Below are 21,488 nucleotides of genomic sequence, written 5' to 3'. Positions count from 1 at the left end.
TAATGGCGTTATTAGGGACTCGTTATCTTGATCCGGTAACGATAAGCCGTCTCAAGAATATTGAGATTAAGGCCAGAATGATTGTGGAAGGCTTCTTAATGGGGTTACACAAAAGTCCTTTTCATGGTTTTTCGGTAGAGTTTGCAGAGCACCGTCCTTATAATCCCGGAGAACCACTGCGAAATATTGACTGGAAAATTTTCGGAAAAACAGAACGGCTTTATACCAAACGCTACGAAGAAGAAACAAATTTACGCTGCCAAGTGATTTTGGATACCAGCGATTCCATGCGCTATCCACAAAATGGAATTTCAAAATTAGAATATGGCGCGTATTTAGCCGCTTCCTTACAATATTTGATGCAATTACAAAAAGACGCTTCCGGGCTGGCACTTTTTGATAGCCAAATAACATTCTACCACCCGCCCAGAGTAAAACCAACAGCACTGCTGCCAATGCTTGCAAAACTTGAACAAGTTGTGCAAGAAAAAAATGTCTTTACCCACCGAACAGCTACCGAAGATGTTTTGCATCAACTTGCACAAAAAATCAATAGACGCTCAGTGGTTGTGTTGATTAGCGATTTATTCAGCCAGAACCCTAATTTTGAGGCATTATTTCCGGCATTGCAGCATCTGCGCCACCAAAAAGATGAAGTAATCATTTTCCAACTCTTGGAATTTGATACAGAGTTTATGTTTAACTTTCCTGATCAACCGCTAATTATCAAGGACTTAGAAACCGGCGAAGAGTTAAATGTGGTGCCGCAGCAGATTCGGCAAGCGTATCAAGAACAAATGAAAAGCCGCCAACAACTGATTCGCAAAAAATGCCTCGAATATCAAATTGATTATGTAGAAGTGGATATTCAGAAACCTTTTGATAGGGCATTACAGGAATATTTTATCCGAAGACAAAGCCTTATACGTAGATAATTACCGGAATATCAGCTATCTGGCTTTGGGTGGGTAGGTAATACATTCGTACCTAACTCTTGTGCGATTCTTTTAGAGAGTTTACCAAGTTCTGAACTGCGTTTTAATAATATAGCTTCTTCTTTTAATAATATAGCTTCTTCTTCAAAATTTTCGGTTGATTTTGAGGATAGCTCATCTAAACGGGCTTGATTTTCTTGTGTTAATTTCCTGACTTTGTTTAATTTCAGCCAGAGAATTGTTTTATACAGCATTTTGGATAAATCTTGGTCAAGTGGAGGTATCCAAATATGATGTTTTTCCTTCCAGTTTGGGCTTACTTGGTATTTCTGATTTAATAATTCCGTTATGAAAGAAGCATCCGGCTGTAAATCCTCATTTATCAACCAGTCAAGATCTAACTGTTGTTCTTTTATCTTAAGTTTATCCGGGTTTTCAAATAAGATTCGGACTCTAAGTTTTTCTAAAACAGGGTTTTCAAACGAGTTATCAGAAAGTTCAAGTTTGACATAATCAATTACTGTGGTTTGGATTTTGGTAGCCGTATGGGTTGGGTTTTCGGATTCGGCTTCTATTTCGATTATTTGGTTGGGGTATTTTATCAAAATTCGGATAATTTCACTTTCACAGTAAAAGTTATCTGTTTGAATATTCAGTTTTGATTCAAGTTGATTTTGGGGAACATTTAGATGTCTTTTTTGAACTTGCTGGGCAGAGAATTTATTGGTTGCAGAGGCGATAATTTGCTCTGATATTTTGAGTTTTTTAGCTATATATTGCTGTTGGATAGCTTTTTGAACAGGATCTTCTATTGCAGCTATCAACTCCACCAATTCTTCTATTATTTTTTTTCGGATGATTGGGTTGGAAATGTCGTTTTTCTGGGTGTAGCTATTAATCACGAAGTCCACAAACTCTTCGGCATTTTCTTTGATATATTCACGGGTTCGTTCACTGCCATGAAGCTGCACAAATGAATCTGGGTCATGGTTATCCGGAAGTAGTAAGACTTTGATACTAAATCCCTTTTGGGCTAATATTTTTACTGCTCGGATAGCTGCTTTAACACCGGCTTCATCACCGTCAAAGAAAATCAGGATTTGGTGTGTAAACCGCAATAGCAAACGGGCGTGGTCTTCGGTTAAAGAAGTTCCACCGGAAGCAACTACATTTTTGATACCAGCTTGCACCAGAGAAAGTAAATCTGTATAACCTTCTACCAAGATTACAAATCCATCTGTTTTGATATTTGAACGAGCCTGAAATAAGCCATATAAAATCTTAGATTTATTGTAAATAGCTGATTCAGATGAATTAACATATTTTGCTTGATTGGAATCTTTAGATAATATTCTGCCGCCAAAGCCGGCTATTTTGCCATTTAAGTTTAATATTGGGAAAATAGCTCTTCCTCTAAACCGGTCAATTAGATTTCCTGTTTTTTCAGAACGAAAGGATAGCCCTATTTTTAATAAATTTTCCTCTGAATATCCGGCTGTTAAGGCTGCCTGTGTAAGTTCGTTCCATTCTTCTTGGGGTGCGTATCCTAAGTGAAACGACTTCATGGTGGTAGATAAAATGCCTCTTTTTTCCCAATAAGGTAATCCAATACGCTGACCCTCAGACTTTTGTAATTGATTAACAAAAAACTGGCTGGCAAACTGATTTAAGGCATACAACTGTAATTCTTGCTGTTTGGCCTCTGTAAATTCGGTATCATCTGTTGTTATTTCCGGCACTTCAATATGATACCAATCTGCTAACAAGCGGAGGGCATCCGGATAACTCAGACTTTCCATTTCCATGACAAATGAAACCATCGTACCGCCTTTGCCTGTGCTAAAGCATTTAAAAATACCTTTATCTGGATTTACGGAAAAAGAAGGCGTTTTTTCGGTTTTGAAAGGCGAAAGCCCCCAATAGTTAGCACCTTTTTTACGCAAATCCACATATCTTGAAATTACATCTACGATATCGGCAGTTTGTAAAATTTTTTCAACGATAGAATCCGGAATTCTGGAATAAGCCATAAGAGACAGATATTACAAATTTCCGCTTTTTTTGCCTATCAGCCGAAAAAGGTTTTTAAAACAAAGTTGCTATTTTCAGGTAAGTTTGTATTTTTGGGCAAAAATTAATCATGAAAAAGGTAGTACTCTCGCTTTTGTGGCTCATTTTTGTAGCGGCAAACGTTCATGGGCAAAGTTTTATGTATTTTGGGTTGCGTGGCTACCCGCAATATTCTTCTATTTTGAACAAGCAAGATAGTGATGCAGGGTCAGAATTAGATTATGATCTAACAATTGGCTGGGGAGCAGGAGGTGCTATCGGAATAAACTTTACCAACTCTTTTGGTATTGAAACGGGTATTTATTACGCTAATCAAGGCCAAAAATATAAAGGTGCATTTAAAGTTGGAAATATGGATACAACATTTAACTCCCACAAGTCGTTTTCTACCTTAAAAATTCCTTTATTTTTTAAACTGAATACAAATCCGGACGGTTTTCCTATGTTTACGTTGTATGCCGGGCCGCAATATTCTATGATAACCAACGCTAATTACAAAGTAAATGGAGCAGAAACAGGTGTAAGCATTCCCAACCAACCCAATGTTTCATTTAAAGACCTCTACAAAAAAGGAACTATCGAAATTGCCGGTGGCTTAGGATTAGATTATTGGTTTGCAGAGAATATGTATATCAGCACTCATTTACGAGGTGAATATTCTCTTGAAGATATTGAAGATGAGCAGTTTAAACCGGCTAATCGTAGTGTAGCCAGTAATTTAACGGTAGGTTTTGTGGTAGGGTTGGGCTTTGTTTTGACATTTGACAACAAACCCTTTGGTCGTTATGGCTTACGCTTTGGCTCCTGAAAATCTATTAACACCTAAAGCCAAGAGCGAAAGTTTTTATAAAGAAAAAGGATCTAAATTTTTAGGATTCCTGTATCCTGTTTCATCACAGGTAGTTATCAAAGAGTGTTTAGCTTCTCTGCGGCAATTGTATCCCGATGCTACGCATATTTGCTATGCGTGGCGTTTGGGGGAGTTTGGAGAAATTATTTTTGCCAACGACGATGGCGAGCCTGCCCATTCTGCTGGTGCACCAATCTTACGTGCAATTCGCTCCGCCAAACTCAATGCAGTGCTTATCGCAGTAGTTAGATACTACGGCGGAACCAAACTGGGAATCCCCGGACTCATTAACGCTTACCAAGCGGCAGCTAATATCGCTATCGAACAAACTATAACTGAACCTTTTGTCTCAAAAACAACTGTTGAAATTCAGTGTACTTACTCATTAGAAAGCAAAATCAGAAGTCTAATATCTCGTTATCAGGGAGTTGTGATAAACTCCACACACACAACATCGGTACTACTGACCGCCCAAATAAACACCCAAGATGTAGCAGACTTTCTCAACGCATCTCCTTGCCCCGTTACAATTCATGGAAGGCTCTTTTAAATCCATAGCACAAAACTTTTTAGCAAAAGAAATTGATTTACAAGAATTTGTATCTGAAAAGCAGTTTTTAGAATCCAAAAATCAATTTGATATTTTTCCGAAGTATTCTACTGGCCTCCGCCAAAAATTAGTTTCTACCATCCGAAAACAGTATGGAGAATTAGAGCTACCCAAAACATTATCTGTTTTAGAACAGGCTGATTGCTATACAGTTACAACAGGACATCAGCTTTGCTTAAATGGTGGCCCCTTGTTTGTTTTATACAAAATACTGCATACAATAGCATTAGCAAATGAATTAACCCAAAAAAATCCCCAAAAACCAGTTGTTCCGATTTTTTGGATGGCAACAGAAGACCATGATATTCAAGAAGTTAATCATTTTTTTTTAAATTACTCCCAAAAAGTTCAATATTCTCAATCCGAAAATACCGGAGGTGTGGGCGATATTTTGTTTGACCCGCAAGAAATTCCGGCAGAATATCAGCCTTTTTTACATCCAAAATTTCAACAAAAAAAACACTGGAAAACCAATTTCCGTGAACTGATACACCACTATTTCAACTCGTTGGGCTTAATCATTATTGACGCTAACGACCGAACCCTCAAGCAGGAAATTATCCCTTATCTTACGGATGATTTAAAAAATCATTCTTCATTTTATTTTATCAATGAAACAAACAGCCTTCTGTCTAAATATGGTTATCCAATTCAGGCTTTTGCCCGAAAAGTAAATTGGTTTTACTTAGCTGAAAATAAACGTATTAGAATTGAGCATAATACAGATTCCTTTCAGGCAGAAAACTTTAAATCGTGGAATAATATTCATAATTTATTACAAGAAGTTCAAGAATATCCCGAAAATTTCAGCCCTAATGTTTTGTTAAGACCTGTTTATCAACAAGTTATACTACCAAATCTTGCGTATATCGGAGGTTGGGGAGAAATTGCTTATTGGTTACAGCTCAAAAGACTTTTTTCTCATTGGAATGTACATTTTCCGATACTTTTGCCTAGGTTTTCCGGATTTCTATACACACAAGCCCAACGAAAATCATGGGAAGATTCCGGCTTACCTTTTGAAGATATTTTTTTACCTAATGCTGAGTTGCGTAAAAAAATAGCTATGAAACTATATGATAATGAACAAGTTAAGCTGAATTTCAACAATTTATTATTACAAGCAGAGCAATTTTCACAAGGTTTGGTGGAGCAATCTTTATTGGCAGATGCAACCCAAAAGAGCTTTTTGGTTACATTAAACAAACATTTTACACATTGGGAGAAGAAATTCTGGAAAAGGCTATATCCCAAAAATCGGCAGCTATTTGAATCCTTATTTGATTTAAAAAACCAAATTCAGCCGGACGGCTTTACCCAAGAACGTACTCTAAATTGGGTTTATCTAACTACCTTATATCCAGATCTGATTCCTAAAATCCAAGAAAATATTGGTCTTTTTGACGGAAAACCTATTCAAATTGAGCTACTTACTTCTAAGTAGGAATTTAATATTCAAAAATATACTTTGGCAAAGTTAGGTTTTCGAGAGCGCACAGCTCTTGTAAATATCGGTTTAACCCTTCTTTATGTTCTTGGGTTAGCCGATAATTTATCGAGTATTTAAAATACTCAGCGATTTCGTCTGTAGGCATATTAAACTCTGCCGAGCAAGTTTGAGCTACTGAATCTAAATGGTTAATTCCATAGTCAAATGCTTCAGCAATCTTTGAAATATTATCTTTGATACGTTCGTTTTGTGGTTTGTATGCCCAAACAGCAAATACAAAGGGCAGAGAGCACCATTCTTTCCAGATGTAGGCTAAGTCATAAATATTTTCAAATGAATCTCTTACTTGCAAAGCAGTATCTCCAATGATTACAACAGCTACATTATCAGCTACTTGATCAAAATAATTTGTAACATCTTTAAAGGCTACTTTTTTTTTCCAATAGTGATGAAATAATATTTTGGCCAAACCGTTTGAGGTACGGGAACTTGGGTCCATAAAAACAGTTTGGGCTTCTTCAAGGGGTTTTCGGGAGCAAAGCAGCACCGAATCCACAAAACCATCTGCACCAATGCAGTAGTTTGACATCAACCTCAACTCTTCAAAATCCGGCATTGAGCCAACTGGTATTAGGGCTATATCAACTACATCATTTTCAAGTAGTTGCGCACATTTAGCAGGAACTTCTGTTTGTATTGAATATAATGATTTATCTAATTTTGCTTCAATACCGGCTAAAAAAGGGCGTGTATTTAGGTAAGAAACAGCAGCAATTCGTATCATGTTAGCTATAATTCAAAGGTTTAACGTTAAAATTTTAACGTTTTAGATATTTTATACGGGTTTTAGGGCAACTGATCCTCATTAAACGAGTAATCTGCGTACCAATTCGTCTGCTGAAATTGCATCAGCTTCTGCATTAAAACTCGGTACTATTCTATGCCTCAATACTGGTAGTGCGACCGCCTTAACATCTTCAATATCAGGAGAGTATCTACCATGCAATACGGCATGGGCTTTTGCGCCCAAGATAAGATATTGGGAGGCTCTTGGTCCTGCGCCCCACAAAATCAGGTCAGAAACCCATGCAGGTGCTTCGCTATTTCCTTTTCGAGTTTTATTCACTAACCGCACACTGTATTCTATAACATTATCCGGAACAGGTACTTTTCTAACCAGTTGCTGAAATGCTATAATTTCTGCTGCATTTAAAACCGAAGAAACCTGCGGTTGGTTAAGGGTAGTAGTCGCTTTAACGATATTGACTTCTTCCTGGAAAGAGGGATAATCAAGTACCAAATTAAACATAAACCGGTCTAACTGGGCTTCCGGCAGTGGATAAGTACCCTCCTGCTCTATCGGGTTTTGGGTGGCTAACACAAAAAACGGCTGGCTTAAGAGGTGCTGCTGGCCGGCTATAGTTACTTTATTTTCCTGCATCGCTTCCAGCAAAGCAGCCTGCGTTTTAGGTGGAGTCCGGTTTATCTCATCCGCCAACAGCATATTGGTAAAAATAGGGCCATGAACAAATTTAAAGTATCTATTACCACTCTCTTTGTCAATTTCCAATATTTCTGTTCCCAAAATATCTCCCGGCATTAAATCCGGAGTAAATTGAATTCGGCTAAAATTCAACTTTAATGTTTGAGATACTGTACTGATTAAAAGAGTTTTAGCTAATCCTGGAACTCCTACTAATAATACATGGCCTTTACAAAATAAGGCAATTAGCAGTTTATCTATTATCGCTTCTTGGCCAATGATAACTTGGGCAATTTCTTTTTTGAGTGCTTTAAACTTGTTGGTAAGTTCTTGGGCAGCTTCGGTATCTGATTTATATAATTCGTTCATAAAAACGAGTTCAGCGTAATTTTTTAAAATTATTTAGAGCGGTAAAGTTGCAAAAGAAATTAGATTACCCAAACAAACCGTATTATTTTTATGAATTATATTCAAAAGGCAATCTGGTTTGGGTAATCTATCTTTTAGTGATTTTTGGGATGGATTTCGCAGTTAAACGCCTAATAGTATTCTGGCGGGATCTTCTAAGAGTTGCTTAACGCGAACGAGGAAACTTACGGAGTCTTTCCCGTCAATAATTCTATGGTCATAGGAAAGAGCAATATACATCATTGGGCGTATAACTACTTGTCCTTCAACGGCTACCGGGCGTTCTACAATATTGTGCATACCCAAAATCGCGCTTTGTGGCGGATTGATGATTGGCGTTGATAATAAAGAGCCGAATACACCACCATTGGTAATAGTGAAAGTGCCGCCGGTCATTTCATCAATACTTAATTTGCCGGCACGTGCTTTATTGGCTAAGCTGATGATTGTTTTTTCAATATCTGCTAAAGACATTAACTCTGTATTTCGGAGTATTGGTACTACAAGCCCTCTTTCTGTACTTACAGCAATTCCTACGTCTGCATAATCAGAAAACAAGATTTCGTCTCCTTGAATCTGTGCATTTACTACGGGAAAGTCTGCCAAAGCTATCGTTACTGCTTTGGTAAAGAATGACATAAATCCTAAGCCAATATCATGCTTTGTTTTAAATAATTCTTTGTATTTTGCCCGTAAGTCCATAATGCCGCTCATATCTACTTCATTAAAGGTAGTAAGCATTGCGGTTTCATTTTTTACGGAAACGAGGCGTTGCGCGAGCCGTTTACGTAATTGGCTCATTTTTTCACTACGTTGCGCTCTGAGGTCTGAACTAATAGCAGCCGGTTTCTCGATGCTTTTTTCTTTGTTGGGAACATCTACCACGACCACTTTGGGTTTACCTTGCTCAATAATATCCGTTTTGGTAATGCGGCCTCCCCTTCCTGTGCCTTGAAGAGTAGATGTATCTATATTTTGCTCATTTATCATTTTTTGAGCAGAAACAGAAGGTAAATTTTGGGTATAGGAGCCGTTAGCGTTAGACTCTACCGAAGTATTTTCTGGATTTGTTGTAATGTGATTCTCGGTAGTTTTTGATACTGTTTTTGCAGCGGAAGTATCAATAGAGCAGACTGTATCACCTACCTTAACCGTAGTTCCGGCAGAAACTAATATTTTCAGTGATCCGGCTACTTCTGCATTCAGCGTAAGCATTGCTTTATCTGATTCTATTTCAGCCAAAATCTCGTCTTGCTCCACATAATCACCCTCTTTTTTTAGCCATGAACCTATTGTTACCTCAGTAATGGACTCACCCGGGCTGGGGACTTTCATTTCAAGTACCATAATTTTCTATTCTTACTGCAAAGAAACGCAATACTACGAAAAAGAATTTGCTTTAATCTGCTTTTTTAATGTAAAAACAGTATTTTATCTTTTTGAAACATTCTACAATCTTAACTAATTCTTTGATATTTTTGAATTTAAGTTGATTTAGTGTATCTTATTTTTTTGCCAATTGGTTAATGTCTCCAATCATAAAAGTATGCTTTCCTTTTTCTGCAATTTTCGTAATTGTTTCAATGATTTGGAAGAATTTAATATTTTCGTTATCTTTCATCAGGTCAGAGGCGTTTTTTAGTGCTCTTGCTGTGGCAACGGCTGTTCGTGCATTTTCAAGTTCAGATTTTGCTCTGATTTTGGCTTCCAAATGTTTTGCAAATAAGTCTTGAATAGATTTTGGAAAAGTCAAATCACGTAGTTTTGCTTGTTCAATCGTTATTCCAAATTCAGAAATTTCTTTTTCCATCTCTTCGGTTTTGAAGTCGGTAAGTTCGTTTCGTTTTTCGTTTAATGATTCACTATCCAAATCAGCTATTTTGTTACGGATGTATAGTTGAACTATATTGAAAATCCGTTGTTCGGCTTCTTGTATAATTGCATAAATCTGTTTGTCAAGAGTAAATTTGCCCAGAAACTTTTGGCCATCTATTATTTTGTAAATTACGTTAAATGAAAAACGCAAAGCAACATTATCTTTTGTCAGTACCTCTTGATTCGTGATTGTCAAGAGTTTTGATGTTTCGGGAAGTGTAAATAATTCTGTTCTGTTTTTCCAATCCCAGATTTCGTAATAGCCTGAAGTTAGTTTTTGCTCAAAAATGTTGTCCCTATACAAAAAGCCAACTGTGTTTGGTTTTACTTGATATTGTTTTTTGAATATTCTCATTATTATGTTGTTTTATTAATCAGTTAAATAAAAAAAGAGAGAAGAACACCAAAGTTAAGGGAAGCTAAGTTAAGTTTGAATAATTTATCCAACCGGTATCTCTTGTCTTACAGGCTTACATTCAGGTTGAACATTGCTGTTCTGTTCTTCTCTTTTTTGTTTTCAGCGTAACAGGCTGGAGCGTTTTTAGACGCAATTTGCAACCAACGCAAATGGGGAGTCGAACCCCTTGGGACAAAGCTCCGCAATACCCTGTTTAGTTTGCTTGCCCCATTATCAAACAGGTGGCGGTTTATTTTTAAGATTTTATCATCAAGTGTCATCTGCGATATTCTGACTAATGTTTTAGCAATTTTGTGAAGTAGCGAAAATTAAAGCACTACCGTTGAATATTTGGTTGTGGTTCAGAAAGTATGAAAGCTATAATTTCGTTGGTGAATCATTATTGCAATCATAGCATCATGATTCTCTGTTTTCTTGGAAAAGTAAGTAGTCCCCTGACAAATCTTCTGTTTCTGGCTCGTAATGAGTTATTTACACCTTCTACCTCCTTCGTTAAATGCTTACCAATCTGGTGATTTCTGCCCCCAAATACAGCCGAAAAGGCATCCCAATTATCCGTACAAATTTCGTCTATACTTAGGTGTGCTACCATTGAGTTCAGAAAGCATGAAAATGAATAAAAAATACCGCTCAATATTAGTTAATTTTTTGATATACTGGCTGCGACATAATCCAATAGAGGAATATAGTATTTATATCTCCTAAGTTACAAGCCAAAGCAATCTTCTATAAACTAACGAGTAATAACTAATTTCTGGTTAATTACCTGATCTTTTAAACGAACTTGTACATGATACGTGCCAACGGCTAATGACCCTGCTGGAAGTAATATTGTATGATTACCACGTTCCAGAAGTGTTGGATTCACTTTCCAAACTTGTTGGCCAATAGAATTGTAAACAGCAATTTCTATGGTATTTTCTTCCGGTAAGGTGAGCGAAAGCTGAGTAACTGCCTGATTAGTAGGGTTAGGATATAGTACACATAAAACTTCTCCGTCCTTTACAACCAATTCTACTATTTCTGACCAAAATACACGTCCGTCAAAATCAACTTGTTCTAACTGATAGAAATGGCGGCCATCCGGTAAGTTCTTATGTATGTGCTGATAGGAATTATATGATTGCGCCTGAGCATCTTGCCAAGTTAGCATTTCCCATTGATTAGTAACTTGATAAGCGTGATGAAGCCGGTATCCGGAACAATTAACTTCGTCTGCTGTTTCCCAAGTAAGTAAAGCATCTTTACCGTGTAACTTTCCTTTGAAACTAAGTAGGCGAATAGGCAAAATAACAGGGTCAGAACCAACTGCAAAAGGAGAAAAACTTGAAAATCCGTTTGCTTTATATGTCCACGGCGAGATGTTATTTCCTACTCCTATGGACTGAGCCGGAGTACTTTCTTGCATCCACGTTCCACTACCTGAATACCAGTGTCCCATAAATGCCTGAGTATTATCAAAAGAGGCATTTTCGTGTGGCGTAATCCACCAAACTTTAATATCTGCTAATGACCCGCCGGGTATTTCTTCTTCGACATGCCATGTACGATTTACAGAGAACGTGGTTTCTAATTGGTTGGGAGGAACTGGTCCGTTGTGCTCAAAGGTGCCACTTACACGAGCAGAAAAGTTATCTTTTGTCCCTTGATTCCACAATTGTAAGCGATTGTATGATGCCGTAGAATGTCCTATCGGGAATAAGAATGTTTGCTGTGTTCCGCCGATGCTTCGTTTTTTGAGGCTTCCTGTTCCATTGGTAACGAAGTATCCGGTGTTATATTCGTGTCCGGTAATTATTGCGGAGTCCCCAAGAGTAAATGTGGTGTTTCCTAATGTGATATGTCCGCTTTGGAACTGAACTTCGGTAGTTGCACTGGAATTACCCGTAGAAAACTTCTCTCCACCGTTACGTATCTCCAAACGGCCATATTTACCTGCCCACATATTTTGATTTCCTGCACGTATGTATGCAACGGTACTTAGGCTATCATTGGCCAAAATAGCGTTTCCAACCGGAGTAAAGTCTCCTTCTATCTCAAGGCGACCATAATTTTCTAAGTCGTTAGATGTCCATGCGTTAGTAGTATCATGCAGATACAAGGTATTATTAAGTGGAATTTTCAAATTCCCTACATTGTTGATAGTTAGTTCATCTACCATAGTGTCTGCGGGGATTGTATGATTGTAAAGTACATTATGGCGCACAAGTATCGTTCTGGAATAGCGTGTTGGATAGCTTGCGCTCCCGCAGCCAGAATTGTAAAGCCCCATATCCAACCAAACTCCAAGTATTGGATCTCCAATCTGCCAAGTAGATGTATCAGACCAATTACCTACCTGTTTTGAGCGATAGTGCAAGTACGCTTGGGTTCCCATATTCAAGAAGGTACTTGTAGAAGAATCACAATTACCCGGCAATGAAATTGTTAGGGTAGGATTATAAATACCCGGCACTGTGTATATTGTAGTAGGATTTTGGGCAGTAGAGGTGTCTCCGTTTGCAAAATTCCAAGTAGGATTTCCACCTATTGTTGGTGTTGAGGCAAATACTTGGAACTCACGCCAATCTATTGAATTTGCAGGTGCGTCCACTTCAAGTTTCCAACGGTTGGCAAATAAGCAATTTGTTTCAGGGATATTATATGTATCGAAGTTTCCGCCACCGGAAGCCGGCTTAAATACCTTAACTAACTTCCAACCCATTGAATCAGCAAAATACAGCCTTAGTTCTGTGGGCGAATTTCCAGAAGGTGCCCAATAATAAAAACGATTGACTGATTTTTTGGATAGATAGTTCCATTGTACCCAGTAAGTGCCCGTAGGATGCGAACCCATTGTCCATGCAGAACTTGATGATGAGCCGTCATAGAGATAGCTATAATATAACCAGTTATTACTAAAACTTATTCTGCCTGCGGGAGGTGGTACTCCAACCGTAGAGGCTGCCGAAACAGGAAATCCTAAGCCACCTATTGTTGGTTGAGTGAGGCCAGAAACCTGAGTGATATTATAGAATTGAACCGGTTGATTCAAACAAGTTTTAGAAAAAGTAAATTCTGGTACAGGGCGGTAGTTCACCTGAGCAATAATTTGGCTACGATTTCCGGTGCAAGTATTTTGTATGTAATATATCTTGGTTTGATCTAATGGAGGCGTTGTAAATGAATTTGTATTTGAAGCTATCGGTATCGGAGACACAGGTGAATCGTACCAATTTGTAGGAGAAGCTACGTTAAAAGTTACCGTTTGTCCATAACAAGCAACTCCATTGGGGGCAGTGAAATTACTCCATTTATCGGTTGCATGACCGTCATAGGGGCCTCCGACAAAAATATTAGTTAAGCAATTTCCGGTAAGCAACACAGAGCTATGGCCGTCATAGGGGCCACCGGCATATACTAAGGCGGTGCAATTTGCCGTAACTACTACATCTGCATGGCCGTCATAAGGGCCGCCAACGAAAATATTGGCAAAACAAGCACTTGCAGCAGATACACTTGCGTGGCCATCATAAGGGCCACCAACAAAAATAGGCTGAGTACAATTCGTTACAACAACATCTAACGCATGACCGTCATAAGGACCACCAGCATATATAGGCTGAATGCAATTAGCAACAACAACATCTAAGGCATGGCCATCATAAGGGCCACCAGCATATATAGGTTGAATACAATTGGCAAAAACGACATCTAACGCATGACCGTCATAGGGACCACCAACAAAAATGTTAGAAACGCAATTTGAATACAATACATCGGTTGCATGGCCGTCATAGGGGCCACCAACCCAAATTACCGGATCTTGTGGGCATACAATAACTTGATCGGTTGCATGACCGTCATAAGGACCACCGGAATATACCGTAGTAACAAGACAATTAGAAAAGGCTAAGTCATTTGCGTGGCCGTCATAGGGGCCACCGGCAAAAATGTTAGAAACACAGTTTGAATACAGTACATCAGTCGCGTGGCCGTCATAAGGACCACCAGCATATATAGGTAGAATACAGTTAGCAAAAACGACATCTAAGGCATGGCCGTCATAAGGGCCACCCGTGTAGATATTGGTTAAGCAATTTCCGGCAAGTAATATCGAGCTATGGCCGTCATAAGGGCCGCCGACAAAAATATTAGCAAAGCAATTCACAGAAACATTATCAGTTGCATGGCCATCATAAGGGCCACCAACATATATGTTAGCAAAGCAATTCACAGAAACATTATCGGTTGCATGGCCGTCATAAGGGCCACCAACATATATATTAGGTTCACAATTAGCTGTATAGTTGCTATTTGCATGGCCGTCATAAGGGCCACCGACAAACACAGGAGTCATCAAGACTGTAAAGTCAAGACAATAGGTAGAATCACAGTTTCCATTAGATATGGTTACACATATACGTTTGTTTCCCGGCAAGCTATATGAAACCGGAGGTGGTGTAACGCCAACATAAAACTGCGGAGATGCTGTGCAAGGCCCGGGAGCCGCACAGAAATTCCAATAATAAGTCGCACCGGGGATAGTATCAACCATCAATGGCGTAATCGTTATTGGCTCTCCTGCTAAGGGGCTTGCAGGATTTAGGGTAAAACTAACTTGGGGTTTTGGATATACAGAAACAAAGCGCAACATCGTATCCGAAACACCTCCATTAAAAGCGATTAACCGTACCGGATAATTTCCCGGGGATACATAATAATGTATTGGATTAACTACAAACGAAGAATCTCCGTCTCCAAATAGCCATTTGTAGGTTATACTTGGCCCACTGGAGGATGTGTTGGTAAAAAATACAGGCAGATTTGCACAAGAAGCTGTGTATAGAAACGAAGCTCGTGGGCGTTCCGGTGGAATTGGGACACACTGAGTGTCTGAAACCGGATAAACTGTCGTTTTTAACCCAATAAAACCGATAGCATATTCCGGTGAAATAACTTGAATGCGGAAGAAGCCTGCGGTTCGGCATTTTAAGTGCAAAATAATAAAAGCTCCCTGGGAAACACATTCATCAAATGTTAAATTACTACAAGACCCCGTTGCTACCCGATAACGAATTTCATCTCCTGGCGAATTTGTATGGTTCATAACCTGTATATCCATATTAAACTTCCCTGGCAAAGTACTTGCATCAATACTGAACCATGTAGATTTATAGCCGGTTGGGCCGGATAAACATCCCATATTAGAGCCATCTTCGCCCGGAGCCTCTCCTATCGTATGACAATCTACCCTAACAGAATCCTCAAAACTACTAAATGTAGCTGCATTTAGAGCTACCGGGTCACTGCACAAATCTCCCTTATCCGGAATAAACCAAATACGCGGAAGTACCGTTTCAGTTGGATAATTACAACCCGTAAACATTAAATAATAAACACCGGGAGATACACAACCCTGCCCCCATGTGTAATATGTGCCGGGGTTGAAATTAGGGTTATTATTGACCGACAGTGATGTTTCTGGAACCCGAACAAGGCCGGAATTGGTTGAATCCCCCGGTATTATAGAGCGATATAACTGAATATCACTTGTGTTATAGTTTGTAGTTCCATTGGGTCTGTCATAATTAAATCGTAAGCGTCCGGTTCTCCCTACTACAATTTTGTACCAAATAGTTTTATTTCCGCAGGAATTTTGATCTGTGGGATCTTTTGTAGCGCAGTTTAAGTTACCTAAATAACCCGTCAAAGTAACACTATCTATTAAGGTATAATTTGTATATGGCGGAAAACTTTGAGTAGTCGGATTTGCATTGATTTGATTAGCATGGGAATAATGGTCAAACAGCACAAAACTGGGAGGTGCCGGGTCAAAACGAACTCCTACTTCAATTTGATTATTTGCCTCATTATAATAATTACAGTTCACCATCACGTAATAACGTCTTTGAATAACCGGATTACATGGATCGATGTAAAAAGAAACTGTTTGGCTATTTCCGCACCACCAACTAGTTGAAGTATTTATGTACTGCAAGGGTGGTGAAAGAGAATCTGTTGGGGGAATTACAGTGTTAGGTGAATAATATATTGTAAATGGAGTTTGAGATGTTTTATAAGGTGTTCGGTTATATACTGATACATTTACAGTTCCCGGCCCTGTTACGGTAAATGTGTACCACAATGAACGGCGATATACATTCAATGATTGCTGAACGGGCGGGTTATTACTATGAGTACTTCCTATTGGGCAGTTATTATGTGGGTCGGTAGAAGGAGCTCCAGTAGTACAAAAGAAAAAGTCGTTACTGGGTGCTCTTCCAAATGGGCCTAATGGATCCGAAGGATTTCCCAAGTATTCTGTACTATTGCTTGGTATCTCCCCAAAGCTATAAGCACTTGAAGATCTATCAAACTTACTATATCCCGTAGAATCCACATAAATTGTGGGTGTATGTGTGTAGCCTATATTTCCATTTCCTGCAAATGTAACTAAGGTATAAACTCCGGGTGATAGGCTACAAAACTTCATGTTGTCTGAAACACAATCATGAGCAATGGTAAACGGCGGAGCCTGTCCCCGAATGTCGCCTGAATATAGTCGAGATTGATAGCCATACGGCCATGGATTTAAATTATTAATTACCACATAAGAAGTCTTCGTCAGGGTAAAAACTCTGTAAGAAATGCGGTTATGGCTTACATTGCAGGCAAATATACCCGGAGGAAACGGTAAGTCGTCTGCACAATCCCAATATTCTTGGGGGAAAGTAAAGGTAGTATCGTTTTTGGGATATTTTGCAGTATGCTGTACGGTATTTGGTCTCCAAAAAATTTGTGGGTCATGCAAGAAACTGGTATCTGCTGTAGCAAATGTCCTGAATCGCTGAACATTTGGATTTATTGATAACGTAAAGGTGTTATTGTCTCCAATTGAGCCTCCCAATCCACTGGGATACGTAGGATCCACAAATGTCTTTCCGTAACCATAGGCCACAATGGTGTACCAACCCGGCGGTGTACAAGTAGTGAAGCCACCATAACAATCTTTCCACAAACCGGTAAGAGAGTTGGTTGATAAGCGTCCAGAAAACATTCGATAGCTAACTCCGCCTCCATAATAATAAGAGCCGGTGTTATCTGTAAAAGTCAATAGCGAGGGCTGTGCAATATAAACTTCGCGGTATATTTGCTTTGTAGCACCGTTACAAGGAGCATATCCTAAAATTGTGAGCGGGTTATCATCACAATAAAAACGTGTTGGAGTAGCCGAAACGGATAAACGGCTTAACGAAACTGTATCTAAAACCTCCGGAGCAACAGGGTTCGTAAATATGGTTGGAGGGTAAGCATCAAAATGCACCCAAGGGCGGTCTCCATAGGTAATATCCGTAATGTCCCCAAAAGTTACTAATACGTACCAGCCCGGTACTACACAAACTTTGAATGGATAATAGGTACTTTGGCAACCGGCTTGGTCAATAAGCCCTTGTAACCGGCCATTAACTACGGGAGCCGTTCTGGGGTCTCCTCTGTATAAACGGTAGCGAAAACGCCACCAATCTCCTCCACCCGATACTAAAATTCCATTTTGGTTGATATAAATAAGTCGGTAAATCGCCCTATCGTTTGAGGCTCGGCAAAGATCTCCATCCGGTAAAAGGGTCGTAGAGCAATCGAAATAATCATTTTTTGCATAATACGTTTGCCCTGAAACCAATCCATTTAGTCCGTTTATGCTATCAACTTGGGTTGTATTCCGAAGTCCATATTTTTCTGCACCTACTTGGTCCCTTCTGATTGTAAGGTTTACCTGCCGTCCTAAATGGGATACCCAATATTGATGAGCATTAGGTGGATTTGATGTTCCCAATAACTGAATACTCCACGTTCCGGCTGGTAAGCACGGGATAAATTTAGTGCCTGAAAACATATCGTAGTACGTTAATCCGGCGCATCCTGATGCGGCATCACCCTGATATAAGCGAACCCAAACCGCAGGGCTACCCCATGACCACGCGCTAAAATCTATATTTGACGGAACATCTAACTGAAAGGTTGTCCATTGGTTTAAGTCATAAGTATATCCTCCTAATTTGTAATTAGCGCTATCCGGAATTGCCGGCGCACAAGGTGCCTGCAAAGCCATTTGGCCATTACAAGAAAAATAATCACTCCGGTTATTATTCCCATAGGATAAGTTGCCAATCTGATACGCAGGCGGAATCGTTCCCGGAAAGGGAGAAGCAGTAGGGTTAGAACCCACTTCGTACATCCGAACATTTATATTACCAAAGTACGTTCGGCTAAAAAATAGTTGTATTGAGTAAGTAGTATTCGGCTCTAACTGGCAAGCATTCCAAGTAGCGGCATAAACCCCTGAATTTGATTGTGTTAAGGTTTTACAACTATCTATTCTTGTTAAATTTGTTCCTCCGGCAGGTATTCCATCCGCAATTGAGTCTTGCATGGCATTACCTCTGTATAAATTATATCCAAAATATCGAATACCCGGTATATTTGTTCTCCATGGATTTTCTCCTAATTCAAAACGAACATAATCCACTAAATTATCCGTAGTAAATATATGCCAACTTGATTGCGTAAAATTTGTATCAGGGCACATTAACTCTCCGCTAAATATAGACTGGCATCCAACTAAGTACGTTTGATTCATATAGTTAGGCAGGCCTACACCGCTTATCACCCCAAAGTTTAGTGGGTTTGAGGCATAGTCATATAGCGTTTCTGTAGCGGAGGAAGGGTTTACAATCAAGCGAACCTGCAAGGAATCATTTGCATTAACCACTGAGGACACCTGTATCATATAATCCCCCGATTTTAAGCAAATGTGGGTATAGCCTTCTATGTTAATAATCGGTGGGTCTATTACTTCATTAGTACCTGGCAAGCAGGTATTGGTCTTGTATAATGTCCAACCGGCCCATGTAGCCGGCATAGGTGGCGGGGATTGGGACTGCTCTAAAACTATACGGATTTCGCGCGTAGTCGGTAAATGAAACTTAAACCAAACTGTTTTATCTCGGGCTACTTGCTGAATGGGAATAAACTCTCCCGTCTGAACAGTAGCACCGAGCATTCTTATTGGTGATGAAACAAAGTTACCATACCCAAAACCTCCGTTTGGAATGGGTATATCTATTGCGTTAGAGCAATTATCATTGGGGGGTTGTGCATGGCCAACCAATCCCATCATAAATAACAGAACGCAGTAAAGTTGTTTCATAACTTTCAGCCAGTTTTTTTGCAAAGTTTATCGCTAATTCTACATGAGTTTTTGAATGTGTGCTAAAAAGCACACATTCAAATTAGGCAAATTTTATCTGATACCGCGTCCGCCATAACTACTACAATTGCCGCGAGTATAAAAATAGCTATTGACACGACCAGAATAATACTCATAGCGGTCATCCATACGGATTCTAGTACCGTCTGAATCCCATGCACCACCACGAATGGCTACTTGGTAACCAGAAGTTAATGTACCGGCGGGCCAGTCTCCTTGGGTATGAACGCCCGTTGCGTTATCAATATTACCGTCTCCCCAAGAGCCGAGATAGCCTAAGCTTTGGCCGGAAGCGGCTACACAATATTCACCTACATTACCAGTTAGGTCTTGGATTCCATAGAAAGATGCACCGGCAGCTTCACGGGTAGATGATGTAGGTAGAGCATTCATACCTACTCTAACAGGGCCATAGCCTCCGTCTCCACCTCCTGTGAATGCATCATAATAATAATTACAGTTAGATGTAGGTGTGTTGAGGAATACTTCTGTGCCGTTTTCGCTGGGTATGGTGGTAGATATAACCGTTCCTTGATAGATGTTAGTAGTTCCCCATGCAAATTCTCCAGAAACAACCGGTCCTAATCCTCGGCAGGCTTTTTCAAACTGGAGCTCTGACATTGGCTTTAGGGCAGCCCAATCTAAATAAGCAGAAAAATCTGCCCAAGTAAGATAGTTTTGTGCCCTATTCGGTCTGTCTGAAACATATAGGTTGGGAGGGGTTCCAGTGTTAGAACTCCGGTTTCTGTATGAATTAAAATTTCCTAAGTAACGTACATTTTGAATGGTACTGGAAATTGTATTTAAAAATTCGCTGTACTGATGTTGTGAAATTTCATATTTCATGCAATAAAAGGGATTGAAGCCCTTAGGATAGGCTGCGGGTAAGTTTACGTTATCAACTTGGGCATCATTCCAACTATTATCAGCATGAACTGTAACAGCATTTTCAGAGCTTACCTGAAAAGCTACATTAGCATTTGAAATAGAGGATAAACCGCCCCAACTGGCGTTATCTCCCGCCCAGAAAGCAGAGCCGGGAACGAATACCATTTCTATTCCAAATACTTTAACGTCAATATCTGTACCTGCACCGGGTAGATTTGTAACGTTTAAAGTAATGGTCGTGGCTGCTGGAGAGGCAAAAATACCAACGCTATTTCTGCGTAGCATTACCCCCGTATTGTTTGGGCTGGCATCTATACCTACAGAAGATCCGTCTGAAAAAGTAGGCTCTAAATCAGATCCGAAGTTATGGTCTCCTAAGTTTACACTCATCGCTCCATGCGACCACGCTGTTGTTGGCGGAGTTCCGCAATTACGAAATTTCACAAATATCCAAACACCATCCCAGTTTGAAGGAGATGTAGTTACCCGCCAAGAATTTTGCCACTGAACACTAAATGTAACCGTCTTATTCGTTTGATTTACAGATAAGCCAGTTATATTTAGTGCATTAGAATATGCTTTGGGCACATTATAGCCAATGCACAACAAAAACAATAATATAGGCACCCACAATGCCCTTAAACTAAATTTGTCGATGTTTTTCATAATCTTTACAAATACTTGCACAAAGATAGTTTTTTTTAAATCCTAACAACCTAAATATGTTTTATTTTTAAAAAAAGTATTTTAACGGAATAAATGGCAGTTTGGCTTAGAAAGTATGATGAGGTTTTTGGCAATAAAGACTAACTTTATCGTTTATGCCAGAAGTCAAACCAAGGGTTACTTGTCCTCATTGTCGAAGCACAAAAACATCTAAAAATGGGCGGAAAAAGAACGAGACTCAGAATTATTTATGGTGGGTTCTATAATTTAAATCATTGTTATTCAAGTAATTATATGTATATTTACGTATAATTTAACACGAAAACAATATGACATCACAGGAGCATAAAACCAATGGCAAAAAGAGCTATTTGACGAGCAATTTACTATTGAACGTTTGTCTGCAATTGGCAATCCTTTAGAAAAACAAGCAATGTTATTGATTTTGAGGTATTTCGCAACACGTTAGAATCTAAATTATTAAAGGTGGGTTCTATAAATTAGTTTTTTTATTTTTTTCAGACACAAGTCATACGATAGTGAAAAATAAACAAGACCAATATTTTGCATATTGGATTTTTTATT

12 protein-coding genes are annotated in these 21,488 nt (G+C 39.1%); 4 read left to right on the top strand and 8 right to left on the bottom strand.

Going from position 1 to position 21,488, the window contains the following annotated elements; all coding sequences use genetic code 11:
* Positions 1-2 precede the first annotated feature (2 nt).
* Positions 3-935 (top strand): DUF58 domain-containing protein, encoded by a 933-nt coding sequence (locus LC115_00060; protein ID MCZ2355078.1) that lies wholly within the window; start codon positions 3-5, stop codon positions 933-935.
* 11 nt (positions 936-946) lie between these two features.
* On the opposite strand, the gene dnaG is transcribed toward LC115_00060, so the two are convergent.
* A complete protein-coding gene (gene dnaG / locus LC115_00055) occupies positions 947-2,965 on the bottom strand; it encodes a DNA primase (GenBank protein ID MCZ2355077.1) in 2,019 nt (672 codons plus the stop codon).
* Positions 2,966-3,075: 110 nt separating this feature from the next.
* Between dnaG and LC115_00050 the strand changes: the two genes are divergently transcribed.
* Genes LC115_00050 through bshC form a run of 3 tightly spaced genes read left to right on the top strand, consistent with a single transcriptional unit; the run spans position 3,076 to position 5,909 of the window.
* Positions 3,076-3,813, top strand: coding sequence for a PorT family protein (locus tag LC115_00050; protein ID MCZ2355076.1), 738 nt, complete (start codon positions 3,076-3,078; stop codon positions 3,811-3,813).
* Complete coding sequence (locus LC115_00045) at positions 3,791-4,405, top strand: YigZ family protein (GenBank protein MCZ2355075.1); 615 nt, start codon at positions 3,791-3,793, stop codon at positions 4,403-4,405. The genes LC115_00050 and LC115_00045 overlap by 23 nt, the downstream gene beginning before the upstream one ends.
* On the top strand, positions 4,389-5,909 hold the full coding sequence (gene bshC, locus LC115_00040) for a bacillithiol biosynthesis cysteine-adding enzyme BshC (GenBank protein MCZ2355074.1): 1,521 nt from the start codon (positions 4,389-4,391) through the stop codon (positions 5,907-5,909). Before LC115_00045 ends, bshC begins: the two co-directional genes overlap by 17 nt.
* Positions 5,910-5,913: 4 nt before the next feature.
* Here bshC and LC115_00035 read toward each other — a convergent pair whose 3' ends face one another.
* From LC115_00035 to LC115_00005, 7 genes are all read right to left on the bottom strand, one after another.
* Positions 5,914-6,699 (bottom strand): menaquinone biosynthesis protein, encoded by a 786-nt coding sequence (locus tag LC115_00035; GenBank protein ID MCZ2355073.1) that lies wholly within the window; start codon positions 6,697-6,699, stop codon positions 5,914-5,916.
* 81 nt (positions 6,700-6,780) lie between these two features.
* Positions 6,781-7,767, bottom strand: a complete 987-nt coding sequence (locus tag LC115_00030) for a MoxR family ATPase (protein ID MCZ2355072.1) — start codon at positions 7,765-7,767, stop codon at positions 6,781-6,783.
* Between the two features lie 162 nt (positions 7,768-7,929).
* Entirely contained in the window at positions 7,930-9,153 is a 1,224-nt protein-coding gene (odhB, locus tag LC115_00025) for a 2-oxoglutarate dehydrogenase complex dihydrolipoyllysine-residue succinyltransferase (GenBank protein ID MCZ2355071.1), read from the bottom strand.
* Between the two features lie 157 nt (positions 9,154-9,310).
* The gene (locus LC115_00020) at positions 9,311-10,036 is read right to left on the bottom strand and encodes a slipin family protein (protein ID MCZ2355070.1); all 726 of its coding nucleotides are present in this window, start codon (positions 10,034-10,036) and stop codon (positions 9,311-9,313) included.
* Positions 10,037-10,487: 451 nt separating this feature from the next.
* Complete coding sequence (locus LC115_00015; protein MCZ2355069.1) at positions 10,488-10,733, bottom strand: hypothetical protein; 246 nt, start codon at positions 10,731-10,733, stop codon at positions 10,488-10,490.
* Positions 10,734-10,832: 99 nt separating this feature from the next.
* The gene (locus LC115_00010) at positions 10,833-19,289 is read right to left on the bottom strand and encodes a PKD domain-containing protein (protein MCZ2355068.1); all 8,457 of its coding nucleotides are present in this window, start codon (positions 19,287-19,289) and stop codon (positions 10,833-10,835) included.
* Between the two features lie 93 nt (positions 19,290-19,382).
* Positions 19,383-20,903: a hypothetical protein gene (locus LC115_00005; protein MCZ2355067.1), complete on the bottom strand. Its 1,521-nt coding sequence runs from the start codon at positions 20,901-20,903 to the stop codon at positions 19,383-19,385.
* Positions 20,904-21,488: the final 585 nt, after the last annotated feature.

It is taken from the genome of Bacteroidia bacterium, from assembly GCA_026932145.1.
Taxonomy (GTDB): Bacteria; Bacteroidota; Bacteroidia; order J057; family JAIXKT01; genus JAIXKT01.
Note: the sequence above shows the minus strand (reverse complement) of the source record. Positions and strands in the feature narration are given on the sequence as shown.

Bases quoted from the DNA above. Each gene is read 5' to 3' on its own strand.
- dnaG (MCZ2355077.1), bottom strand. From the start codon at position 2,965: ATGGCTTATTCCAGAATTCCGGATTCTATCGTTGAAAAAATTTTACAA.
- LC115_00060 (MCZ2355078.1), top strand. From the start codon at position 3: ATGGCGTTATTAGGGACTCGTTATCTTGATCCGGTAACGATAAGCCGT.
- odhB (MCZ2355071.1), bottom strand. From the start codon at position 9,153: ATGGTACTTGAAATGAAAGTCCCCAGCCCGGGTGAGTCCATTACTGAG.
- LC115_00050 (MCZ2355076.1), top strand. From the start codon at position 3,076: ATGAAAAAGGTAGTACTCTCGCTTTTGTGGCTCATTTTTGTAGCGGCA.
- bshC (MCZ2355074.1), top strand. From the start codon at position 4,389: ATGGAAGGCTCTTTTAAATCCATAGCACAAAACTTTTTAGCAAAAGAA.
- LC115_00020 (MCZ2355070.1), bottom strand. From the start codon at position 10,036: ATGAGAATATTCAAAAAACAATATCAAGTAAAACCAAACACAGTTGGC.
- LC115_00005 (MCZ2355067.1), bottom strand. From the start codon at position 20,903: ATGAAAAACATCGACAAATTTAGTTTAAGGGCATTGTGGGTGCCTATA.
- LC115_00045 (MCZ2355075.1), top strand. From the start codon at position 3,791: ATGGCTTACGCTTTGGCTCCTGAAAATCTATTAACACCTAAAGCCAAG.
- LC115_00010 (MCZ2355068.1), bottom strand. From the start codon at position 19,289: ATGAAACAACTTTACTGCGTTCTGTTATTTATGATGGGATTGGTTGGC.
- LC115_00030 (MCZ2355072.1), bottom strand. From the start codon at position 7,767: ATGAACGAATTATATAAATCAGATACCGAAGCTGCCCAAGAACTTACC.
- LC115_00035 (MCZ2355073.1), bottom strand. From the start codon at position 6,699: ATGATACGAATTGCTGCTGTTTCTTACCTAAATACACGCCCTTTTTTA.